This window comes from Sinorhizobium sp. FG01 (genome assembly GCF_002531875.1).
Classification (GTDB): Bacteria; Pseudomonadota; Alphaproteobacteria; order Rhizobiales; family Rhizobiaceae; genus Sinorhizobium; species Sinorhizobium fredii_C.
Genome location: NZ_NWTB01000003.1, coordinates 363,526 through 384,938, shown reverse-complemented (window position 1 = coordinate 384,938; position 21,413 = coordinate 363,526). Strand labels below are relative to the sequence as shown.

19 protein-coding genes are annotated in these 21,413 nt (G+C 62.5%); 15 read left to right on the top strand and 4 right to left on the bottom strand.

Going from position 1 to position 21,413, the window contains the following annotated elements; all coding sequences use genetic code 11:
- The first annotated feature begins 285 nt into the window (after positions 1-285).
- The 10 genes from CO656_RS04540 to CO656_RS04495 all read left to right on the top strand — a co-directional run bounded on the left by CO656_RS04540 (position 286) and on the right by CO656_RS04495 (position 12,409).
- On the top strand, positions 286-1,521 hold the full coding sequence (locus tag CO656_RS04540) for an ABC transporter substrate-binding protein (protein ID WP_037426803.1): 1,236 nt from the start codon (positions 286-288) through the stop codon (positions 1,519-1,521).
- A gap of 198 nt (positions 1,522-1,719) precedes the next feature.
- Entirely contained in the window at positions 1,720-2,628 is a 909-nt protein-coding gene (locus tag CO656_RS04535; protein WP_037426801.1) for a sugar ABC transporter permease, read from the top strand.
- Entirely contained in the window at positions 2,621-3,562 is a 942-nt protein-coding gene (locus CO656_RS04530; RefSeq protein WP_037426799.1) for a carbohydrate ABC transporter permease, read from the top strand. Before CO656_RS04535 ends, CO656_RS04530 begins: the two co-directional genes overlap by 8 nt.
- 6 nt (positions 3,563-3,568) lie before the next feature.
- Positions 3,569-4,654 (top strand): ABC transporter ATP-binding protein, encoded by a 1,086-nt coding sequence (locus CO656_RS04525; protein ID WP_097524937.1) that lies wholly within the window; start codon positions 3,569-3,571, stop codon positions 4,652-4,654.
- 79 nt (positions 4,655-4,733) lie between these two features.
- A complete protein-coding gene (locus CO656_RS04520; RefSeq protein ID WP_097525065.1) occupies positions 4,734-7,208 on the top strand; it encodes a glycoside hydrolase family 2 protein in 2,475 nt (824 codons plus the stop codon).
- Between the two features lie 112 nt (positions 7,209-7,320).
- Positions 7,321-8,082 (top strand): sugar phosphate isomerase/epimerase, encoded by a 762-nt coding sequence (locus CO656_RS04515; protein ID WP_097524936.1) that lies wholly within the window; start codon positions 7,321-7,323, stop codon positions 8,080-8,082.
- A 15-nt stretch (positions 8,083-8,097) separates the two neighbouring features.
- The gene (locus CO656_RS04510; RefSeq protein WP_097524935.1) at positions 8,098-9,231 is read left to right on the top strand and encodes a Gfo/Idh/MocA family oxidoreductase; all 1,134 of its coding nucleotides are present in this window, start codon (positions 8,098-8,100) and stop codon (positions 9,229-9,231) included.
- 205 nt (positions 9,232-9,436) lie between these two features.
- Complete coding sequence (gene mgrA / locus CO656_RS04505) at positions 9,437-10,465, top strand: L-glyceraldehyde 3-phosphate reductase (protein ID WP_097524934.1); 1,029 nt, start codon at positions 9,437-9,439, stop codon at positions 10,463-10,465.
- 294 nt (positions 10,466-10,759) lie between these two features.
- The gene (locus CO656_RS04500) at positions 10,760-11,866 is read left to right on the top strand and encodes a TRAP transporter substrate-binding protein (protein WP_097524933.1); all 1,107 of its coding nucleotides are present in this window, start codon (positions 10,760-10,762) and stop codon (positions 11,864-11,866) included.
- 144 nt (positions 11,867-12,010) lie between these two features.
- Positions 12,011-12,409, top strand: a complete 399-nt coding sequence (locus CO656_RS04495; protein WP_234819685.1) for a cupin domain-containing protein — start codon at positions 12,011-12,013, stop codon at positions 12,407-12,409.
- Between the two features lie 91 nt (positions 12,410-12,500).
- On the opposite strand, the gene CO656_RS04490 is transcribed toward CO656_RS04495, so the two are convergent.
- Both CO656_RS04490 and CO656_RS04485 read right to left on the bottom strand, forming a co-directional pair.
- Positions 12,501-14,294 carry a TRAP transporter large permease subunit gene (locus CO656_RS04490; RefSeq protein WP_097524932.1) on the bottom strand — a complete coding sequence of 598 codons (1,794 nt, stop codon included), beginning with the start codon at positions 14,292-14,294 and terminating at the stop codon, positions 12,501-12,503.
- Positions 14,291-14,866, bottom strand: a complete 576-nt coding sequence (locus CO656_RS04485; RefSeq protein WP_037426753.1) for a TRAP transporter small permease subunit — start codon at positions 14,864-14,866, stop codon at positions 14,291-14,293. The genes CO656_RS04490 and CO656_RS04485 overlap by 4 nt, the downstream gene beginning before the upstream one ends.
- 315 nt (positions 14,867-15,181) lie before the next feature.
- On the opposite strand from CO656_RS04485, the gene CO656_RS04480 reads away from it, so the two are divergent.
- The gene (locus CO656_RS04480) at positions 15,182-16,813 is read left to right on the top strand and encodes a glycoside hydrolase family 43 protein (RefSeq protein ID WP_097525063.1); all 1,632 of its coding nucleotides are present in this window, start codon (positions 15,182-15,184) and stop codon (positions 16,811-16,813) included.
- A 121-nt stretch (positions 16,814-16,934) separates the two neighbouring features.
- Complete coding sequence (locus tag CO656_RS04475) at positions 16,935-17,306, top strand: RcnB family protein (protein ID WP_097524931.1); 372 nt, start codon at positions 16,935-16,937, stop codon at positions 17,304-17,306.
- A 98-nt stretch (positions 17,307-17,404) separates the two neighbouring features.
- Here the strand turns inward: CO656_RS04475 and CO656_RS04470 are convergent, their stop codons facing one another.
- Entirely contained in the window at positions 17,405-18,427 is a 1,023-nt protein-coding gene (locus CO656_RS04470) for a zinc ABC transporter substrate-binding protein (RefSeq protein ID WP_097524930.1), read from the bottom strand.
- A 157-nt stretch (positions 18,428-18,584) separates the two neighbouring features.
- Between CO656_RS04470 and CO656_RS04465 the strand changes: the two genes are divergently transcribed.
- From CO656_RS04465 to CO656_RS04455, 3 genes are read left to right on the top strand one after another with little or no spacing between them, the layout of a single operon-like run.
- Positions 18,585-19,493 carry a metal ABC transporter ATP-binding protein gene (locus tag CO656_RS04465; RefSeq protein WP_037426745.1) on the top strand — a complete coding sequence of 303 codons (909 nt, stop codon included), beginning with the start codon at positions 18,585-18,587 and terminating at the stop codon, positions 19,491-19,493.
- Positions 19,486-20,307 (top strand): zinc ABC transporter permease subunit ZnuB, encoded by an 822-nt coding sequence (znuB, locus tag CO656_RS04460; RefSeq protein ID WP_037426734.1) that lies wholly within the window; start codon positions 19,486-19,488, stop codon positions 20,305-20,307. The genes CO656_RS04465 and znuB overlap by 8 nt, the downstream gene beginning before the upstream one ends.
- Entirely contained in the window at positions 20,307-20,702 is a 396-nt protein-coding gene (locus CO656_RS04455) for a Fur family transcriptional regulator (RefSeq protein ID WP_037426730.1), read from the top strand. The genes znuB and CO656_RS04455 overlap by 1 nt, the downstream gene beginning before the upstream one ends.
- Positions 20,703-20,712: 10 nt before the next feature.
- Here CO656_RS04455 and CO656_RS04450 read toward each other — a convergent pair whose 3' ends face one another.
- The gene (locus tag CO656_RS04450) at positions 20,713-21,366 is read right to left on the bottom strand and encodes a phytochelatin synthase family protein (RefSeq protein WP_097524929.1); all 654 of its coding nucleotides are present in this window, start codon (positions 21,364-21,366) and stop codon (positions 20,713-20,715) included.
- Between the last annotated feature and the right edge of the window lie 47 nt (positions 21,367-21,413).

The window sequence follows — 21,413 nt, the reverse complement described above, 5'->3', positions numbered from 1 at the left end:
TTGAATTAGGAGTGCGTGCAGCGTCATGCTGCGTTCGCGAACACTCCATTGGTGATGCGCATCGCAACACGTCGATTTAAATTATGCGTCGCAGGCACTTACGAGATGATTTCTGAAGCGCTGCGACAGCTTGGTATGGCCGAATGAAGCCATTTGCCGGTCCGCAGAATACAACCAAAGGAAGTATGAAAATAATAAGTTTGAATTATCCGTTGTGGGTGTTGCGTCGGCAATTGGATTGAACTAAGTTTTTTTACGGTAACGTTACAGTGAGGGAGGAGACTCATGAAATTACGTTCTTTGGCCGGCGCTTTGGCCGCAACCGTGGTCCTGCCGTTCGGCCTGGCTCAGGCCACCGATCTGGAGGTCACGCATTGGTGGACGTCCGGCGGCGAAGCTGCCGCGGTCGCCGAACTTGCGAAGGCATTCGACGCGACCGGCAACAAATGGGTTGACGGTGCGATCGCCGGCTCCGGCGGCACGGCGCGGCCGATCATGATCAGCCGCATCACCGGCGGCGACCCGATGGGCGCGACTCAGTTCAACCATGGCCGTCAGGCCGAGGAACTGGTCGAGGCCGGGTTGATGCGCGACCTGACCGATGTCGCTACGCGCGAAAACTGGAAGGAAATCGTCAAGCCGGCCAGCCTGCTCGACTCCTGCACGATCGAAGGCAAGATCTATTGCGCGCCCGTCAACATCCATTCCTGGCAATGGCTGTGGCTTTCGAATGCTGCCTTCAAGCAGGCCGGTGTGCCGGTGCCGAAGAACTGGGACGAATTCGTTGCGGCCGGGCCGGCGCTTGAAAAGGCCGGCATCATACCGCTTGCCGTCGGCGGTCAGCCGTGGCAGGCGGCCGGTGCGTTCGACGTGCTGATGGTGGCGATTGCCGGCAAGGACGTGTTCGAGCAAGTCTTTGCCAAGAAGGATGAGGAAGTCGCAGCCGGACCGGAGATCGCCAAGGTCTTCAAGGCGGCCGACGATGCACGCCGCCTGTCGAAGGGCACCAATGTTCAGGACTGGAACCAGGCGACGAACCTGGTGATCACCGGCAAGGCCGGCGGCCAGATCATGGGCGACTGGGCCCAGGGCGAGTTCCAGGTGGCGGGCCAGAAGGCCGGTGTCGACTATACCTGCCTTCCTGGTCTCGGCGTGAATGAAGTGATCTCGACCGGCGGCGATGCCTTCTACTTCCCGCTGCTCGAGGACGAGGAAAAGTCGAAGGCGCAGGAAGTGCTGGCCTCGACGCTCCTCAATCCGAAAACACAGGTCGCCTTCAATCTGAAGAAGGGCTCGCTGCCCGTGCGCGGCGACGTGGACCTCGCAACCGCCAACGACTGCATGAAGAAGGGACTGGAAATCCTCGCCAAGGGCAATGTGATCCAGGGCACCGACCAGCTGCTGTCGGCCGACAGTCAGAAGCAGAAGGAAGATCTCTTCTCCGAGTTCTTCGCAAACCCGTCGATGACGCCGGAAGACGCGCAGAAGCGCTTCGCGGAAATCATCGCCGCAGCGGACTGATCGCGGCTTCCAGACGGCCTCGCTGCTGCGCGAGGCCGTCGCTCGGCCCGCCGCCGTGCCCGAATGCCGCTGAGGCGGAGCGCGCATGGCAGACAAGGACAGGGGGCCACGTCCCGTGGCCGGCGTTGAAGTTCGGCGGCTTGGTGGTCGCCGGTGCCGCCCGCCGCCAGACATTGTCGCAGTTCCGGAGGAGGAAACATGACGGCTCTAACACGTGGTTCGGGCAGACCGAACCAGTGGCTGCGCAACCTGAATGCGAAGATCGCCTCGATTCCGATGATCCTGACAGCCGTGGTCATCTTCCTCGGCGGCACGATCTGGACTGTCGTCTACTCGTTCACCAACTCGAAATTGCTGCCGCGTCTCTCCTTCGTCGGCCTCGACCAATACGAGCGGCTGTGGGCGGCGCCGCGCTGGATCATCTCCATCCAGAACCTTGCGGTCTACGGCTTCTTCTCGCTGGTCTTCAGTCTGGTGATCGGCTTCGTGCTCGCGGCGCTGATGGACCAGAAAATCCGCTTCGAGAATACCTTCCGAACGATCATGCTCTATCCCTTCGCCCTGTCCTTCATCGTGACCGGGCTGGTCTGGCAGTGGCTTCTCAATCCACAATTCGGCATCCAGTCGATCGTTCGGTCGCTCGGCTGGACAAGCTTCTCCTTCGACCCGCTCTACGATGCCGATATCGTCATCTACGGCATCCTGATCGCCGCGCTCTGGCAGGGCACGGGTCTCGTCATGTGTCTGATGCTTGCGGGCTTACGCGGCATCGACGAGGACATCTGGAAGGCCGCGCGGGTCGACGGCATCCCGATGTGGAAGACCTATGTGCTGATCATCATCCCGATGATGCGCGGCGTTTTCATCACCACCCTGGTGATCATCGCGAGCGGCATCGTCAAGGTCTACGACCTCGTCGTGGCGCAAACGAGCGGCGGCCCCGGCATCGCGTCGGAGGTGCCGGCCAAATACGTCTACGACTACATGTTCCAGGCCCAGAACCTCGGCCAGGGCTTCGCCGCCTCCACCATGATGCTGATCACCGTCGCCATCATCATCGTGCCGTGGGCGTATCTGGAATTCGGAGGAGGCCGCAAGCGTGGATAACATTGCCAGCAACAGCACGCTCACTGCCCATGAAACGGCAACCGGGCGGATCGAAAAGGGCCCGAGCGGCCGCAAGCCGCGCCGCCGGCTATCGCGGCGCAACATCATCGTCTACGGCACCTTGATCGTCGTGGCCCTCTACTACTTGCTGCCGCTCTACGTGATGATCGTGACGTCGCTCAAAGGCATGCCGGAAATCCGCGTCGGCAACATCTTCGCGCCGCCGCTCGAAATCACCTTCGAACCCTGGGTGAAGGCTTGGGCGGAGGCCTGCACGGGGCTCAATTGCGACGGGCTCTCCCGCGGCTTCTGGAATTCGGTCCGCATCACCCTGCCTTCGGTGATCATCTCGATCGCGGTTGCCTCGGTGAACGGCTATGCGCTGGCGAACTGGCGCTTCAAGGGGGCGGAGCTCTTCTTCACCATCCTGGTCATCGGCGCCTTCATCCCATACCAGGTGATGATCTATCCGATCGTGATCGTGCTTCGTGAAATGGGCGTCTATGGCACGCTGACCGGACTTGTCATCGTGCATACGATCTTCGGCATGCCGATCCTGACCCTCCTGTTCCGCAACTACTTCGCGGGACTGCCGGAAGAGCTCTTCAAGGCGGCGCGGGTCGATGGTGCCGGGTTCTGGACGATCTACTTCAAGATCATGCTGCCGATGTCGCTCCCGATCTTCGTGGTGGCGATGATCCTGCAGGTCACCGGCATCTGGAACGACTTCCTGTTCGGCGTCGTTTTCACGCGGCCCGAGTACTACCCGATGACCGTCCAGCTCAACAACATCGTCAATTCGGTCCAGGGCGTGAAGGAATACAACGTCAACATGGCAGCGACGATTTTGACGGGAGCCGTTCCGCTCGTCGTCTATTTCGTCTCCGGTCGGCTCTTTGTCCGCGGCATCGCGGCCGGTGCAGTGAAAGGATAAGCAAGGATGACAAGTGTTTCCGTCAGGGATCTGTCACTGAATTTCGGCGCCGTCACGGTTCTCGACAGGCTCAATCTCGACATCGACCATGGCGAGTTCCTCGTACTGCTCGGTTCGTCAGGCTGCGGAAAGTCGACGCTGCTGAACTGCATCGCCGGCCTGCTCGACGTGTCCGATGGACAGATCTTCATCAAGGACCGCAATGTGACCTGGGAGGAGCCCAAGGATCGGGGCATCGGCATGGTGTTCCAGTCCTATGCGCTCTATCCGCAGATGTCCGTCGAGAAGAACCTTTCCTTCGGCTTGCAGGTCGCCAAAATTCCGCAGGCGGAAATCGACAAGCGCGTGAAGCGCGCCGCGGAAATCCTGCAGATCCAGCCGCTGCTGAAGCGGAAACCCTCGGAGCTCTCCGGCGGCCAGCGCCAGCGCGTGGCGATCGGCCGGGCGCTGGTGCGCGACGTCGACGTCTTCCTCTTCGACGAGCCGCTGTCGAACCTGGACGCCAAGCTGCGCTCCGAATTGCGGGTCGAGATCAAGCGGCTGCACCAGTCGCTGAAGAACACGATGATCTACGTCACGCACGATCAGATCGAAGCGCTGACGCTCGCCGACCGCATCGCCGTGATGAAGAGCGGGGTCATCCAGCAGCTCGCCGATCCGATGACCATCTACAACGCCCCAGAGAACCTCTTCGTTGCCGGCTTCATCGGCTCGCCGTCGATGAACTTCTTCCGCGGCGAGCTGGAGGCGAAGGACGGCCGCAGTTTCGTTCGGGTCGACGGCGTTGCCTTCGACGTCACCGCCTATCCGGCACGCACGAGGCTTCACCCTGGCCAGAAGGTGGTCCTCGGCCTGAGGCCCGAACACGTCAAGGTCGACGAGGCGACGGAAGGGCACGAGGTGCACCCCGCGACGGTCGACATCGAGGAGCCGATGGGCGCCGACAACCTCCTTTGGCTGAGGCTTGCCGGCCAATCCATGTCGGTGCGGATCGCCGGCCAGCGGCGCTACCCACCGGGCAGCACGGTGCGCCTCTCCTTCGACATGGCCGTCGCCTCGATTTTCGACGCAGCCAGCGAAAACCGACTTTGACCGAACATCCGATAGGCCGGTGACGTCTCATCGGATGAAAGCCGGCGCGAAATCACCGGCCAATGAATGGACTGTGGGAATGCCTTCCGAGATCAACAACCGTGACCCGATCCGCATCGATCTTTCCGGCGACTGGCTGCTCGCTTCGGCCGACAACAGCCATGCCCTGACGATCGCGCTGCCGGGCGACGTGCACAGCGCGCTGCAGCGCGCCGGCATCATTGCCGACCCCTATCACGGCCGGAACGAGGCGGACGTCCAATGGGTGGCGTACAAGGACTGGGTGCTCGAGCGCACGGTCGCCATCGACGCGAGCGATCTCGAGGGACACTGGTATCTCGATTTCGAGAGCATCGACACGGTCGCCTCGGTCTTCGTCAACGATCGCCTCGTCTTGCAGGCGGACAATTGCTTCCGCCGCCATCGCCCCGATGTGTCGCAGGCACTTGTCGCCGGAGAGAACCGGATCCGCCTCGTGCTGCATTCCTCGATCGCCGAAGGTGCCCGGCGCCAGGCGGAGCAGCCGTTTTACGTGCCCTATCACGACGGCAACTCGCCGATCGCCAACGGCAACATGCTGCGCAAGCCGCAATGCCATTTCGGCTGGGATTGGAACATCGCCATCGCGCCGCTCGGCGTCTACGGCTCGCCGGCGCTCTGCCGGCTTGAGACGGCGCGCATCGAACATGTGACGACACGCCAGGTCTGGCTCGATGATGGGTCTGTCGACCTGCAGGTGACCGTGGAGCTCTATGCCGGCGATCCGGGCATCCTGCCGATCCATTTCGAACTCGACGGCCTGCGCGAGCGCCTGGACTGCAGCGTTGCCGCAGGCGAAACCCGCATCACCCATGTCTTCAACGTGGCGGAACCCAGGCGCTGGTGGCCGGCCGGCAGCGGCGAGCAGGTGCTCTCCATCCTCAAGGTGGAAACGCCCGAGGAGAGCGTCACGCGGCAGATCGGCTTTCGGACGCTCGAACTTGTCACCGACCAGGACGAAGCCGGCAGCCGCTTTGCGTTCCGCGTCAACGGCCGCGAGATTTTCTGCCGCGGCGCCAACTGGATACCGGCGGATGCGCTGACGTCCCGCGTGACGCCGCAGGGTGTCGAGGACCTGTTGCGCTCTGCAGTCGAAGCCAACATGAACATGATCCGCGTCTGGGGCGGCGGCTTCTACGAGCCGGATTGGTTCTACGATCGCTGCGACCGCTTCGGCCTGCTCGTCTGGCAGGACTTCATGTTCGCCTGCAATCTCTATCCCTCGACGGCTGACTTTCTCGAAAACGTTGCCGCGGAAGTCGAGTATCAGGTCAAAAGGCTTCAGTCCCATCCGTCGATTGCGCTCTGGTGCGGAGACAACGAACTGGTCGGAGCGCTGACCTGGTTCAAGGAAAGCCGCTGGGATCGCGACCGCTACCTGGTTTCCTATGACCGGCTGAACCGGACGGTGGAGACTGCGCTCAAGGCCGCCTCGCCGGAGGCGATCTGGTGGCCGTCGAGTCCGTCGGTCGGATATCTCAATTTCGGCGATGCCTGGCATGCGGATGGCGCCGGCGACATGCACTACTGGTCCGTCTGGCACGAGAACAAGTCCTTCGACAATTATCGCACCGTGCGGCCGCGCTTCTGCTCGGAATTTGGCTTCCAGTCCTATACGTCGATGCCGGTGATCCGGCAGTTCGCCGAGGCGGGCGACCTCAACATCGCCTCGCCGGTCATTGAGGCACATCAGAAGAATGCCGGCGGCAACGAGCGGATCGCCGGGACCATGTTCCGCTATTTCCGCTTTCCAAAGGATTTTCCAAGCTTCGTCTATCTGAGCCAGATCCAGCAGGGCCTGGCGATCCGCACGGCCGTCGACTACTGGCGCTCGCTGAAGCCCCATTGCATGGGAACGCTTTACTGGCAGCTCAACGACACCTGGCCGGTCGCCTCCTGGTCGAGCCTCGACTATGGCGGCCATTGGAAGGCCATGCATTACATGGCACGCCGCTTCTTCCAGCCGGTCGCCGTCGCAGCCATTCCTTCGGTGGATGGCCGGGAGATCGCCTTCTCAGTGGTGAACGATACACCCGAGCCGGTGACGATCGAGCTCGAGGCTTTCCTCGTTGCGCTCGACGGCAGCCGCCGTCCATTGATGGCCGCCATGGGATCCTGCTCGTCGGACCGCGCGGCGACGCTCGTGAGCATCGCCGCAACCGACATTCCCCGGGATACGCTGCTCTTCTGGTCCTTCGAGGCCTCCAACGGCATGCGCGGGGAGGGGCACTACGTCCACGGCACCTACAAGGCGCTCGAACTCGCGCCGTCCGGGCTGTCGCTCGAAGCGGCATCGCGGCCGGACAGCAGGTTCGACGTCACTGCGACCGCGACCGGTCTCGCGCTGCATGTCATGCTCGAGGCCGATGTCGAGGGCCGCTATTCCGATAATGCCTTCGACCTGACGGCGGGCCAATCCAAGACCATTCGCTTTACACCAAGAACCCGGCTCGCCGAGGGCGCTCTGCCGCGCTTCGCCGCCTGCGATCTCGAATCCTGCCAGGGAAAAGGGTGAGTGAGTGAGGCGTATTCCGGCAAATGGCCCGCGGCTCCGCGTCCGACGTATGGGCGGTCGTTATCTCTTTTTTTCAGCAATCCTTCCCGCAAGTCCCACGAGGAGATTCTCAATGAAAGACGTCAGCTTCCAGCTCTATAGCGCCCGCAACTTCCCGCCGCTTGCCGAGGTGCTCTCCGCTCTCGGTGATGCCGGCTACACGCAGGTCGAGGGCTACGGTGCGCTCTACGCGTCGCTTAGCGACGGCGAGATTGCCGGCTTCAAGAGCGGTCTCGATCGCCACGGCCTCTCCATGCCGACCGCCCATTTCGGGCTCGACATGCTCGAGTCGGATCCGGAGCGGGTCCTGAAGATCGCCAAGGCGCTCGGCATCCGCGCCGTCTATTGCCCCTATCTGATGCCCGACCAGCGCCCGACCGATGCGGCCGGCTGGCGCGCCTTCGGAGCGCGGCTGCAAACTGCGGGCAAGCCGTTCCGCGAGGCGGGGCTCGACTTCGGCTGGCACAATCACGACTTCGAGTTCCATCCGCTTGCGGACGGTTCGGTGCCGCTCGACCTGATTTTTGCCGGCGGACCGGAACTCTCCTGGGAGGCCGACATCGCCTGGATCGTGCGCGGCGATGCCGATCCCTTTGCCTGGATCTCGAAATACGGCAGCCGCATCACCGCCGTCCACGTCAAGGACATCGCGCCGAAGGGCGAGAATGCAAGCGAAGACGGCTGGGCGGATGTCGGGCAGGGCACGCTCGACTGGAAGGCGCTCATCCAGGCGCTCTCCAGGACCTCGGCCAAATACTTCATCGCCGAACACGACAATCCCAGCGACTTCCGGCGCTTCGCCAACCGCTCGCTGGCTTCCATTCAATCCTACTGAGAAGCGGATATTTCCATGTCAAAAGAACTGGGCGTCGGCATCATCGGATGCGGCAATATTTCAACCACCTATTTCAAGCTCGCGCCGCTCTTCAAGGGCATCAGGGTCATCTCCTGCGCCGATATCAATCCGGCCGCCGCCGAGTCGCGTGCCGCTGAATTCGACGTGACGGCGCAAAGCATCGAGGCGATGCTTGTCAATCCGGAGATAGACATCGTCGTCAACCTGACGATCCCGGACGCGCATTTCCCGGTTTCGAAGGCAATCCTCGAATCCGGCAAGCACGTCTATTCGGAGAAGCCGCTGGTGCTCACGCTCGAGCAGGGCGAGGAACTGCGGGCAATCGCAAAAGCGAAGGGGCTGATGGTCGGCTCGGCGCCGGACACCTTCCTCGGCGGCGCGCACCAGCTCGCCCGTGCCCATATCGACGCGGGCAAGATCGGTCGGGTCACATCGGGGACCTGCCATGTGATGAGCCCGGGCATGGAGATGTGGCATCCGAATCCGGACTTCTTCTTCCTGCCGGGCGGCGGGCCGGTGCTCGACCTCGGGCCCTATTACATCGCCAATCTCGTCAATCTCATCGGACCGGTGAAGCGCGTCGCAGCACTTTCCTCGATGGCGAGCCAGACCCGCACGATCACCAGCGAGCCTCGGAAGGGCGAGGTGATCCCGGTCAAGACGCCGACCAACATCCACGCGCTGCTCGAATTCCACAACGGCGCGACAATCACTCTTTCAGCAAGCTGGGACGTCTGGTCGCACCGCCACGCCAATATGGAGCTCTACGGCACCGAAGGCTCGTTGTTCGTACCGGATCCGAATTTCTTCGGCGGCACTGTCGAGGCCAGCGGCCAGGACAAGGAGATCCAGCCGCTCACGATGTGGGAGCACCCGTTCGCCGTCGACAACTGGGAGCATCCGCTCGGCCCGATCGCCAACTATCGCACGGCCGGCCTCGCCGACCTGGCAGACGCCATTCTGACCGGCCGTGATGCCCGTTGCTCGCTCGATCGTGCCCTTCACGCCGTCGACGTCATGGTGTCAATTTTGAAATCGGGCGAGGAGGGCCGCTTCGTGACTCTGTCCACGACCTGCACCCAGCCCGCAGCGCTCGGCATCGGGGAGGCGCAGGCGTTGCTGCGGTGAGGCCGAACAAACCCCTCCCCAACCCCTCCCCACAACGGGGAGGGGCTTCTCGGCCGGACCGTTTCGACCGCCCTCTCGACCTCTACGCAAGTCACGCAATTGGAAATCGCACGTGATCGCAGCGGGCACGGCTTGCCCCTCCCCCTTGTGGCGAGGGGTTGGGGAGGGGTATTCAAAGCACCCGACGCAATTGAGGAGCATAGCCATGGCCTGGCAACCGGCGGAAAACCGATACGAGAAGATGAAGTACAACCGCTGCGGCCGGAGCGGGCTGAAGCTGCCGGCGATTTCACTGGGGCTGTGGCACAATTTCGGCGGCGACACGCCGCATGAGCGCAAGATCGACATGTGCCGGACGGCTTTCGACCTCGGCATCACCCATTTCGATCTCGCCAATAATTACGGTCCGCCGGCCGGTTCGGCCGAGACGGCCTTCGGCGAAATCCTCAGGACCGATTTCGCCGGTCTGCGCGACGAGCTGATCATCTCCTCCAAGGCAGGATACGACATGTGGCCGGGTCCCTATGGCGAATGGGGCAGCCGCAAATATCTGATCGCCTCCTGCGACCAGAGCCTGAAGCGCTTGGGGCTCGACTATGTCGACATCTTCTATTCCCACCGCTTCGATCCGGACACGCCGCTCGAGGAGACCTGCGGCGCGCTCGACCACATCGTCCGCTCGGGCAGGGCGCTTTATGTCGGCATATCCTCCTACAATTCGCAGCGCACCCGCGAGGCGGCAGCGATCCTCAAGGAACTCGGCACGCCATGCCTCATCCACCAGCCGAGCTATTCCATGCTAAACCGCTGGGTCGAAGACGACGGGCTTGTCGACACGCTTGAAGAGCTCGGCATCGGCTCAATCGTCTTCTCACCGCTCGCCCAAGGGATGCTGACGACGAAATATCTGAGCGGAATTCCGCAGGACAGCCGCGCCGCCCAGAACCACTTCCTCAAGAAGGACTTCATTCGTCCGGCGATCACCGACAACATTCGCAAGTTGAACGCGATCGCCGAAGGGCGCGGCCAGACGCTGGCGCAGATGGCGCTTGCCTGGGTGTTGCGCGGCGGGCGCATCACCTCGGCGCTGATCGGCGCGAGCCGCTCCGAGCAGATCGTCGATTGCGTCAGGGCGCTCGATAACGACGCCTTCACGGCCGAGGAACTGGCGGAGATCGACCTCTACGCCCGTGAAGCCGACATCAATCTCTGGGCTTCGTCAGCCGAACGCTGATTGCACCGGAATGCCTTGATTTGCCTTGAATTTACGGCCATCGGACATAGTTTCCCAAGCCTGTACAAAAGTAGGGGGCGGCGGCTCGATGCCGCCGCTGGACATGGGATTGCGTTTATGTAAGGTGCGTTGCTGTTGTCCGGTTTGCGCAGTGCTTTTTGCAACGCGTGCCGGGCGGCAAACGAGGAGAAACAAGGCGCTTTCGATCACCCGAAATGGATCGAGGAAGCCTCGATAGGCGGGGGCGTTGACAGTCGACAGCGTCGATCGCCAGGCGGGAACCAGGGAGGAACTATGGATCGCCGTTCATTCATTAAAAACGCGAGCTTGGGCGGCCTCGGTGCGGCTGCCGCGTCAGCGCTCGCATCGCCGGCCATCGCGCAAAGCAATCCGAAAGTGACCTGGCGTTTGACGTCGTCGTTCCCGAAGTCGCTGGATACGATCTATGGCGGCGGGGAAGTCCTGTCGAAATACGTGTCCGAGGCGACCGACGGCAACTTCCAGATCCAGGTCTTCGCAGCGGGCGAAATCGTCCCGGGGCTGCAGGCCGCCGATGCGGCCGCGGCCGGCACCGTGGAAGCGTGCCACACCGTCGCATACTATTACTGGGGCAAGGACCCGACCTGGGCGCTCGGCGCTGCCGTGCCCTTCGCGCTCAACGCGCGCGGCATGAACGCCTGGCACTATCATGGCGGCGGCATTGACCTGTTCAACGAATTCCTCGGCGGGCAAGGCCTGGTCGGCTTCCCGAACGGCAATACCGGCGTCCAGATGGGCGGCTGGTTCCGCAAGGAAATCAAGACCGTCGCCGACATGAAGGGCCTGAAGATGCGCGTCGGCGGCTTCGCCGGCAAGGTCATGGAGCGCCTCGGCGTGGTGCCGCAGCAGCTCGCCGGCGGCGACATCTACCCGGCCCTCGAGAAGGGCACGATCGATGCCGCCGAGTGGGTCGGCCCTTATGACGACGAGAAGCTCGGTTTCTACAAGGTGGCGCCGTATTACTACTATCCCGGTTGGTGGGAAGGTGGTCCGACGGTGCACGCCATGTTCAACAAGGCGGCCTATGACGGTCTGCCTAAGGCCTATCAGTCGCTTCTGCGCACCGCCTGCCAGGCGACAGACGCGAACATGCTGCAGAAGTACGATTTCCTGAACCCGTCGGCGATCAAGCGCCTGGTTGCGGCCGGCGCCAAGCTGAGTCCATTCAGCCCGGAAATCCTGTCGGCCTGCTTCGACGAGGCGAACAAGGTCTATGCGGAGATGGAAGCGTCGAATCCGACCTTCAAGAAGATCTGGGATTCGATCAAGGCGTTCCGCGCTGAATACTACCTGAACGCCCAGATCGCCGAATACAACTACGACACCTTCATGATGATCCAGCAGCGCAACGGCAAGGTCTGAGCTCGACCCCTGTTCCTGACTGCAACCAGCCGCTCGCAACCTTGGTCGCGGGCGGCTTTTTTATTGCCGGACGTCGACCGGCGATTGTAGTGGTTTCGTGGTAGGGTTGCCGCCTCAACGCGCAAGGAGGAGGCGCAATGCCGAGTGAGAGCCAATCTCGGCCCCGACGAGGGGCGGCGCTACGACATGGGTGCGATACAGGCCGTCTTCAAAGCCGATGGACCGGAGACCCAGGACCGCTTTTCGGTCTCGGAATGGTGGCTAGACGCACGACATGAAGGGCCGGGTGCCCACAAGCACGATGACAACGACGAGATCTTCTATGTGATCGAGGGCACGGCCAGCATCCTAGTGGGCGACACCTGGCACCAGATGGCGAAGGGGTCGCTTTGCGTCATCCCGCGTGGAACGATGCATGATTTCAAGAACGAGAGCGCGGCCCGCATAGGCCTGCTCAACGTTTTCGTGGGTGGCCCCTTCGAAGAGATGATGCCCATGATCGTCGACTGGTATCGCGACAATCCGGCAAAGCGGCTGGATTAGGAACCGGGTTTTCTTGTCGGGAGCGTAAGCCACAAAGAAAACGGGCGGCCGTGGTCGGGGCCGCCCGATGCATTTCGAGCCGATTCTTGCTCTATTTGAACGACGGCGGCTGACTGAGATCGTTCGAAGGCGCGGTCTGCGGCTGCGGCTGTGCGCCGCCGTTCTGATCAGCGGGCTTCTGGTCGAGCGGGCTGCCACCGGGGAGTTGCAGGCCGCCCGGAAGGCCGAGGCCGCCGCCGTTGTCGGGCAGGGTCAGTCCGCCGCCTCCCGTCCCGAAACCGGGCACCTCGATCTTGATGGTCGACGGATCGACCGTGGCGCCGCTTCCCTTGTAGTGCATGACCATCTGCGGGAAGAGGATCGTCAACGCCACCATCACGATCTGGATGCCGACGAAGGGCACCGCACCCCAATAGATTTGGCCGGTTGTCACCGGCTGCGTCATCTTGCCGGTCACCTTGTCGAGATAGGGCACCCTCGCGGCGACCGAACGCAGGTAAAAGAGCGCGAAGCCGAAGGGCGGATGCATGAAGCTCGTCTGCATGTTGATGCCGAGCAGCACACCGAACCAGATCAGATCGATGCCGAGCTTGTCCGCCGCCGGTGCGAGCAGCGGCACGATGATGAAGGCGAGCTCGAAGAAGTCGAGGAAGAAAGCCAGGAAGAAGACGAGCAGGTTGACGGCGATCAGGAAGCCGATCTCGCCGCCCGGCAGCCCGACCAACAGGTGCTCGACCCAAAGGTGCCCGTTGACGCCGTAGAAGGTTAGCGAGAAGACGCGAGCGCCGATCAGGATGAACAGCACGAAAGCCGAAAGGCGGGTGGTCGACGCGAGCGCAGCCCGGATAACCTCCATGTTGAGGCGGCCTTTCGCCGCAGCCATGATCAGCGCGCCGACTGCACCCATCGCCCCGCCTTCCGTCGGCGTCGCGATTCCGAGGAAGATCGTGCCGAGCACGAGAAAGATCAGCGCCAGCGGCGGGATCAGCACGATGATGACCTGTTGGGCGAGGCGCGACAGGGCATTGAGCTTCATGGCCCGATCGACGAGCGCAACGACATAGATGATCGCGACGCCGACGGTCGCGCCGAGAATGTCGGCGTTTTCGCCCTGGGTTGGCGACAGGTAGACATGCGCCGCATAGGCGATGCCGGCTGCTACGAGCAGCGCGACGATGAGCGACGCCACGCCCGATCCGAGCGTACGCGCTTCCAGCGGCAGCGCCGGCATGGAATCGCGCTTCAGGAAGGTCATAAGCAGGATGTAGCCCATGTAGAGGCCTGTCAGCACGAGACCCGGGATCAGGGCGCCGGCATACATGTCGCCGACGGAGCGGCCGAGCTGGTCGGCAAGAACGATCAGCACAAGCGACGGCGGGATGATCTGGGCAAGCGTGCCGGAGGCGGCGATGACGCCCGACGCGATGCGCCGGTCATAGCCGTAGCGCAGCATGATCGGCAGCGAGATCAGGCCCATGGCGATGACCGAGGCCGCCACCACACCGGTGGTTGCCGCAAGCAGCGCGCCGACGAAGATCACCGCATAGGCGAGGCCGCCGCGGACGGGGCCGAAGAGCTGGCCGATCGTGTCGAGAAGGTCCTCGGCCATGCCGGAGCGTTCGAGCACGATCCCCATGAAGGTGAAGAAGGGGATGGCAAGCAATGTGTCGTTCGACATCACCCCCCAGAAGCGCTCCGGCAGGGCGTTGAGCAGCGGCCAGGAGAGATTGATCGAATCCGAAAGCGGCGCCAGTTCCACGCCGATGATGAAGAACAGCAGGCCGTTGGCGGCAAGCGAGAAGGCGACCGGGTACCCCAGCAGCAGGAACACGATCAATGAGGCGAACATGATCGGCGCCAGGTTTTCAGCGATGAGCTCGATCACGGGCGTACCTCCGGAGCGACGGGGTCTTCAAGCGGCGCGTGGGTCGGTACGTAGGGGGTCGGATCGTCCATGTTGCCGGTCATGATGGCAATCTTCTTGATGATTTCCGAGACGCCCTGCAAGGCGAGGAGAATGAAGCCGAACAACAGGATGGCCTTGGCCGGCCAGATGATCAGCCCGCCGGCGCTCGACGATACCTCGCCCGAGACATAGGACATTTGGACGTAAGGCACGAGGTAGTAGAGCATCAGGACCACGAAGGGCATCAGGAAGAAGACGTGCCCGAAGAGATCGATCCAATGCTGGACGCGCCGCGAGAACATTCCGTAGACGACATCGATCCGGATGTGCTCGTTCTGGCTGAGCGTATAGGCGGCGGCGAACATGAAGGCGGCGCCGAAGAGGTACCATTGCGCCTCGAGCCAGGCGTTGGACGACACGTTGAAAGCTTTTCTGATGACCGCGTTGCCGGCGCTGACGAGAACGGCGACGAGTATGAGCCAGGAAACTGCCTTGCCGATTCTCTCGGTAATGGCATCGATCAATCGGCTGAAGCCGAGTAACGGATTCATTGAATACCTCCCCGCATTGGCTGGTTTTTGGTGTTCTGCCAAGCACAGTCACAGTGCCGATTTCAAGCTTGCTTTCAAGTCTGGGCGGCCATTTTTCCGTTTCGCGGCCGGCGTATGTACGAAAGTATCATGGGGAGGCCCTCGGAGTGCCTCAAGCTCCGGCGCTAGGCTCGATATACCGCCTTGTATTGGCGTGCGGCTCCCCTCGTGGAGGCGATTCGGTCGCCCTCCGCGCCTGCGCTGGATGGACAGGAAAGGCCTTGAAACGGCGCCGAGTTTGGGGCTGGATGCTGCGCAAAGATGGAGGAGCAAGACATGACCGCGATGATCCGCAATCCGATCCTGCCGGGCTTCAATCCCGACCCGTCGATCTGCCGGGTCGGTGACGACTATTACATCGCGACGTCCACCTTCGAGTGGTTTCCGGGCGTGCAGATCCACCACTCGCGCGACCTCGTGAACTGGCGCCTCGTCCGCCGGCCGCTGGAGCGGGCTAGTCAGCTCGACATGCGCGGCAATCCCGACAGCTGCGGCATATGGGCCCCGTGCCTTTCCTATTGCGACGGGCTGTTCTGGCTGGTCTATACGGACGTGAAGCGCTTCGACGGCAACTTCAAGGATGCGCACAACTACATCGTCACCGCGGAAGCGGTGGAGGCGACCTGGTCGGATCCCGTCTATGTCAATTCCTCGGGATTCGATCCGTCGCTCTTCCATGATGACGACGGCCGCAAGTGGTTCCTGAACATGCAGTGGAACCATCGCACGGAGAGTTTTGGCGGTGCGCCGAAGCATCCGGCTTTCGACGGAATCTTGCTGCAGGAATGGGACGAGCGGACGCGCAAGCTCGTCGGTCCCGTCAAAAACATCTTCGCCGGCAGTCCGCTCGGGCTCGTCGAGGGGCCGCATCTCTTCAAGCGCGACGGATGGTATTACCTGACCACGGCGGAAGGGGGGACGGGCTACGACCATGCGGTGACCATGGCGCGCTCGCGGACGATCGACGGGCCGTACGAGATGCACCCGCAGGTCCATCTCATCACATCGAAGGATCATCCGGAAGCGCCGCTGCAGCGGGCCGGCCACGGTCAGTATGTCGAGACGCCCGATGGGCAGGCCTATCACACCCACCTTTGCGGCCGGCCGCTGCCGCCGCAGCGCCGCTGCACGCTCGGTCGCGAGACGGCCCTGCAGAAGTGCGTCTGGCGGGAAGACGGTTGGCTCTATCTGGAAAGCGGCGGCATCGTGCCGGAGCTGAGCGTCCCGGCTCCGGCCGAGACGAGCGTTCTTTCGCAGCCCGCCGTCATCGAGACGGATTTCGACGAGACGATCCTTGCGCCGGAGTTTCAATGGCTGCGCACGCCGCTGCCGGAGCGAATCTACTCGCTGGAAAGGCGCGAAGGGCATTTGCGCCTGTTCGGCCGCGAAAGCATCGGCAGTTGGTTCGAGCAGGCGCTCGTGGCGAGGCGCCAGGAGCATCATTCGTTCCGAGCCGAGACTGTCGTCGACTTTGCACCCCATACCTACCAGCAGGTCGCCGGCCTGACGCACTATTATAACCGCCACAAGTTCCACGCGCTCGGCGTCACCTGGCACGAGACGCTCGGCCGTGTGGTCACCATCCTCTCATGCCCGGGCGATTTTCCGCATGGGCGTCTGCAGTATCCGGCCGGTAGCGGCGTGACGGTGCCGGACGGCGCGGTTCACCTGGCAATGGAGGTGAGGGAAAACGAACTCCAATTCTTCTGGCGGACCACCGCTGAGGAGGATTGGGCCTCCATCGGCCCTGTGCTGGATGCGAGCGTCGTCTCGGACGAGGGCGGCCGCGGCGAGCACGGCTCTTTCACCGGCGCCTTTGCCGGCATGTTCGCCTTCGACACGTCCGGCAGCGGCATGCCGGCGGATTTCGACCGGTTCCGCTATCAGGCGCTTGGTTCTATGATCTGATATTTGTTTGTAAGAAAGTACTTATAAGAATCGATTATCATTACATAAATGTAATCTCGACTTCATATTCGGTTCAGGAGGCGGGGACTAGTTTCCAGGGCAGACAAAGAAAGGAAACCCTATGAAACGCCTCTTGATCGCGCTTGTCGCCAGTTCATTCCTCGCCACGCCGATGGCGTTCGCTCAGTCGGCCGGCGCCTCGTTCGAGCTTGCACAGGCGCATGATCGCTATCGCTACCGGCCGGTCGATCGCCATGTCGATAAGCGCGTCGAAAAGACCATCGAAAAACGCGTCATCATCAAGAAATACCGTTGGGCGCGCGGCCATAGGCTGAGCCCGTCCGAGCGGCGGCATATGGACTATGTCCGGGATTACCGGCGCTATCGGCTGCGGACTCCACCGCGCGGCCAGCAATGGGTGCGCGTCGACAACGACTTCCTGCTGATCAGCCTTGCTACGGGTGTCATCGTCGGCTTGGCCTCGGTCCATTAGTATGTGAATGCGAGGGGCGAGAGGAATTCGGCGCTCGACGCCGTCATGAAGAAGGCGGGCTCCTGCGAACCCGCCCTCGCTACCGCGGGAGGGCGACGTCAGCTGGCCGAAGAAAGGCAGTCTTTGAGCGACGTTCCGACATTCTCCATCAGCTGGAAGTAAAGATCCGGGCCTGCCTCAAGAGTGGCCGCCTCCGGGTCGAGCGTGCCGGACTTGGCCGGCGTGCCCTCTAGGACGACATTGACCAGCTTCGGCTCGAATTGCGGTTCGGCAAAGACACAGGTGGCTCCGAGATCCTCGATCTTGGCGTGGATCTCGGAAAGCCGCTCCGCGCCCGGTAATACCTCCGGGCTGACGGTGATCGAGCCTGCGACGCGCACTTTGTAGCGGTGCTCAAAATATTGATAGGCATCATGGAAAACGATGAAGGGCTTGTCCTTGATCGGCGCAACCGTCTCGGCGAGGCTCTTATCCAGGCCATCGAGCCTCTGGTTCAGTTTTTCCAGATTGGCCTTATAGGCCGCGGCATTGGCGGGATCGGTGTCGGCGATCGTCTTCTCGATCTCGGCGGCCATGGCCTTGGCATTCATCGGGTCGAGCCACAGATGCATGTCGAATTCGCCTTCGCCGTGACCGTGATGGTGCTCGGCTTCCTGCGCTGCGGCGCCATGAGCGTCGGCATCGTGCCCCTCATGGCTGGCTTCCTCGGCGCCGTGCCCGTGCCCTTCCTCGCCATGCTCGTCGCCATCGTCGTGCGGTTCGAAGGCGCCGCCCTCGCGAAACTTGAGCTTCTCCATGCCGGGCGCCTCGCTGAGTTCGACCACTTTTGCGCCGCCACCGAGGGCTTCGAGCGGCTTTTCAAGGAAGATTTCGAGGCCGGGGCCGACCCAGAACACCAGATTTGCCGCCTGCAGTGCTGCGGCGTTCGAAGGCTTCATATTGTAGGTATGGGGCGAGGCTGCGCCTTCGACGATCAACGACGGCTCGCCTACGCCCTGCATGATCGAGGCGACGAGAGAGTGGATCGGCTTGATCGAGACCACCACGTTGGGAGCTTCCGCCCAGGCGGGCGACGACAGAAGGAGGGTGGAGAGCAGGAGGAGGGCAGGCGTCGATTTCATCGGATTCTCCGAGCTTGCAGTTCAAAGTTAAAATCGCACCGGCGAATCCGCGCTTCCAAAACTGCGCGGCATCGCCATGTAATGTTATTACATCCATTGCGTTATGCTATAACGTGTGCGATAGCCAGAGGCAACCGTGAAAAGACGGAATTTTTCGATGCTGAATTTCCGATCGCCAGACATTGCGCCGCTTGTCAGCCTTACCAATGCGGGCGTACGCCGCAATGGGCGCTGGCTGGTGCGCGGCGTCGAATTCTCGATCAGCCGCGGGGAGATCGTCACGCTCATCGGTCCGAACGGATCGGGGAAATCGACGACCGCGAAGACCGCCATCGGCGTGCTGAGGCCCGACGAAGGGAATGTCGCGCGGCTTGCCGGTCTCAAGGTCGGCTACGTACCGCAAAAGCTAGCCGTCGATTGGACTCTGCCGCTGACGGTCGAGCGGTTGATGACACTGACCGGTCCATTGAAGGGCAGGGAGATCGAGGAGGCGCTGGCCGCAACGGGCATGCTGCATATGGCCAAGGCCGAGGTGCAGCATCTTTCGGGGGGCGAATTCCAGCGGGCGCTGCTGGCGCGCGCCATCGCCCGCAAGCCGGATCTTCTCGTTCTCGACGAGCCGGTGCAGGGCGTCGACTTTTCCGGCGAGATCGCGCTTTACGAATTGATCAAGCAGATCCGCAACCGCACCGGCTGCGGCATCCTGCTGATCTCGCATGATCTGCACATCGTCATGGCGGAGACCGATACTGTCGTTTGCCTGAACGGCCATGTCTGCTGCCGCGGAACGCCGCAGGCCGTCAGCCAAAGCCCGGAATATCTGAAGCTCTTCGGGCGCAGGGCCGCCGGGGCACTGGCCGTCTACAGCCATCATCACGACCACACGCATCTGCCGGACGGGCGGGTGCTGCACGCCGACGGCAGCATCACCGAGAGCTGCTTCCCCGGCGATGGCCATCATCATCATGACGAGGCCGAAAACGTCCACGACCACGAGCCGGACTGCGGCTGCGGCCATCACACACGGCTGCACGGCTTTGACGCCGCGGAGAAGCGCGATGCTTGACGATTTCTTCATCCGGGCGCTGCTCGCCGGCATCGGCATCGCCATGGTCGCGGGACCGCTCGGCTGCTTTGTCATCTGGCGGCGCATGGCCTATTTCGGCGACACGATGGCCCATTCGGCGCTGCTTGGCGTGGCGCTATCGCTGCTTCTCGACCTCAATCTGATGATCAGCGTCTTCATCGTCGCCTCGGCCGTTTCCCTGCTGCTTCTCTTTCTGCAGAGGCGCGGCGCCCTGTCGACGGATGCGCTGCTCGGCATCCTGTCGCATTCGGCGCTGTCGATCGGCTTGGTCATCGTCGCCTTCATGACCTGGGTCCGCATAGACCTCGTCGGCTTCCTCTTCGGCGATATCCTCGCCGTTTCGGAGGCCGATATCGACATTATCTGGGGCGGCGGCATCCTGGTGATCCTGGCGCTCGTCTATCTCTGGCGGCCCTTGCTCGCCTCGACGGTCAATCCGGAGCTTGCAGAGGCCGAGGGACTGAAGCCGGGACGGGCGCGGCTCGTCTTCATGCTGCTGATGGCGCTGGTGATCGCCATTGCCATGAAGATCGTCGGCATTCTCCTCATCACCTCGCTGCTGATCATCCCGGCGGCGACCGCGCGCCGCTTCGCCACCTCGCCGGAGGTGATGGCGGTCCTCGCCTCGCTGATCGGCGCTCTTGCCGTCGCCGGCGGGCTTTTTGGCTCGCTGCACTGGGATACACCCTCCGGACCATCGATCGTGGTTGCCGCGCTGGCGCTTTTCGTGCTCAGTCTGCTGCCGGTCGGCCGACCAGGGCGCGCGTCGCATTCTTCGCAGGGAGGACATTGATGGGTACGCCCCAATTGACGAAAAACCAGTCGCTGGTGATGGGCGCGCTCTCTCATTCGGACGGACCGATGAGCGCCTACACGATCCTCGACAAGCTCAGGGACCACGGCTTCCGGGCGCCGCTCCAGGTCTATCGCGCCCTCGACAAGCTGCTGGAATACGGCCTCGTCCACCGGCTGGAAAGCCTCAACGCCTTCGTGGCCTGCACGTGCCCGCATGAGCACGAGCATGACCACGGCGTGACTGCCTTCACGATCTGCGAGGGCTGCGGGCAGGTGACCGAGTTCCACGACGAGGCGATCGAACAGCGGCTGTCGACGCTCGTTCGCGCCCAGAGCTTCAAGACCGAGAAGACCACGATCGAAATCCGCGGGCACTGCAAGAGCTGCGCCTGAAGCCGTCCATCTATTCGATCAGCAACAAGCCGCGCTTGCGGTCGCCGTCCAAGGTGTTCACCGCCGAATAGAGCTTTTCGCGCGAAACGAGCCAGGGCTTGAAGCGCTCGTTTACGTCCAGGACGAAAACCAAATCTTCCGCCTCGAGATAGCCGCCGATCGGCGAGTGATGGCCGACGCCGGCGCCGAAGATCGCCTCTCGTGAAAAGTTGACGATATAGCGCTTGGCCGGATCGTTGCTCGCCCGCAAATGCCGCCGAAACTCCTCCGGCGTCAGGTCCCGCAACACGCTGACATTGCGATCCGTCTGGGCGCCCGCTACCTCGGCAAGCTCGTCGAGCGTCAGCCCCATCCAGCAGAAGCCGAGCCGGCACCAGCCGGTGCCCTCGAGCACCTCGGTTTCGGTGGTCTCCTCTTCGCCTATGGAGCGGAAGAGGTTGGCGACGCTGGCCGGGCCGCAGAAGGAGCCGTTCGCCTGCCACGTCAGTGTCCGCCCATAGCTCAGGGCGACCGGGAGACTCCAGGCGCGGTCCAGCAGGTCAGGCGATTGCTCGACCGAGGCGCGGATCGCAGCCGGCGAAACCTCGGCTGGGCGCAAGACATAGGCGCCGCCGAGGAGGACGGAGAGACCAATTGCGGCACCGACGAGAATTCCACGCCTCATCGCCCTGACCTCTGAAAATGCTGGCAGAGCATAGCGCAAGGCGATAG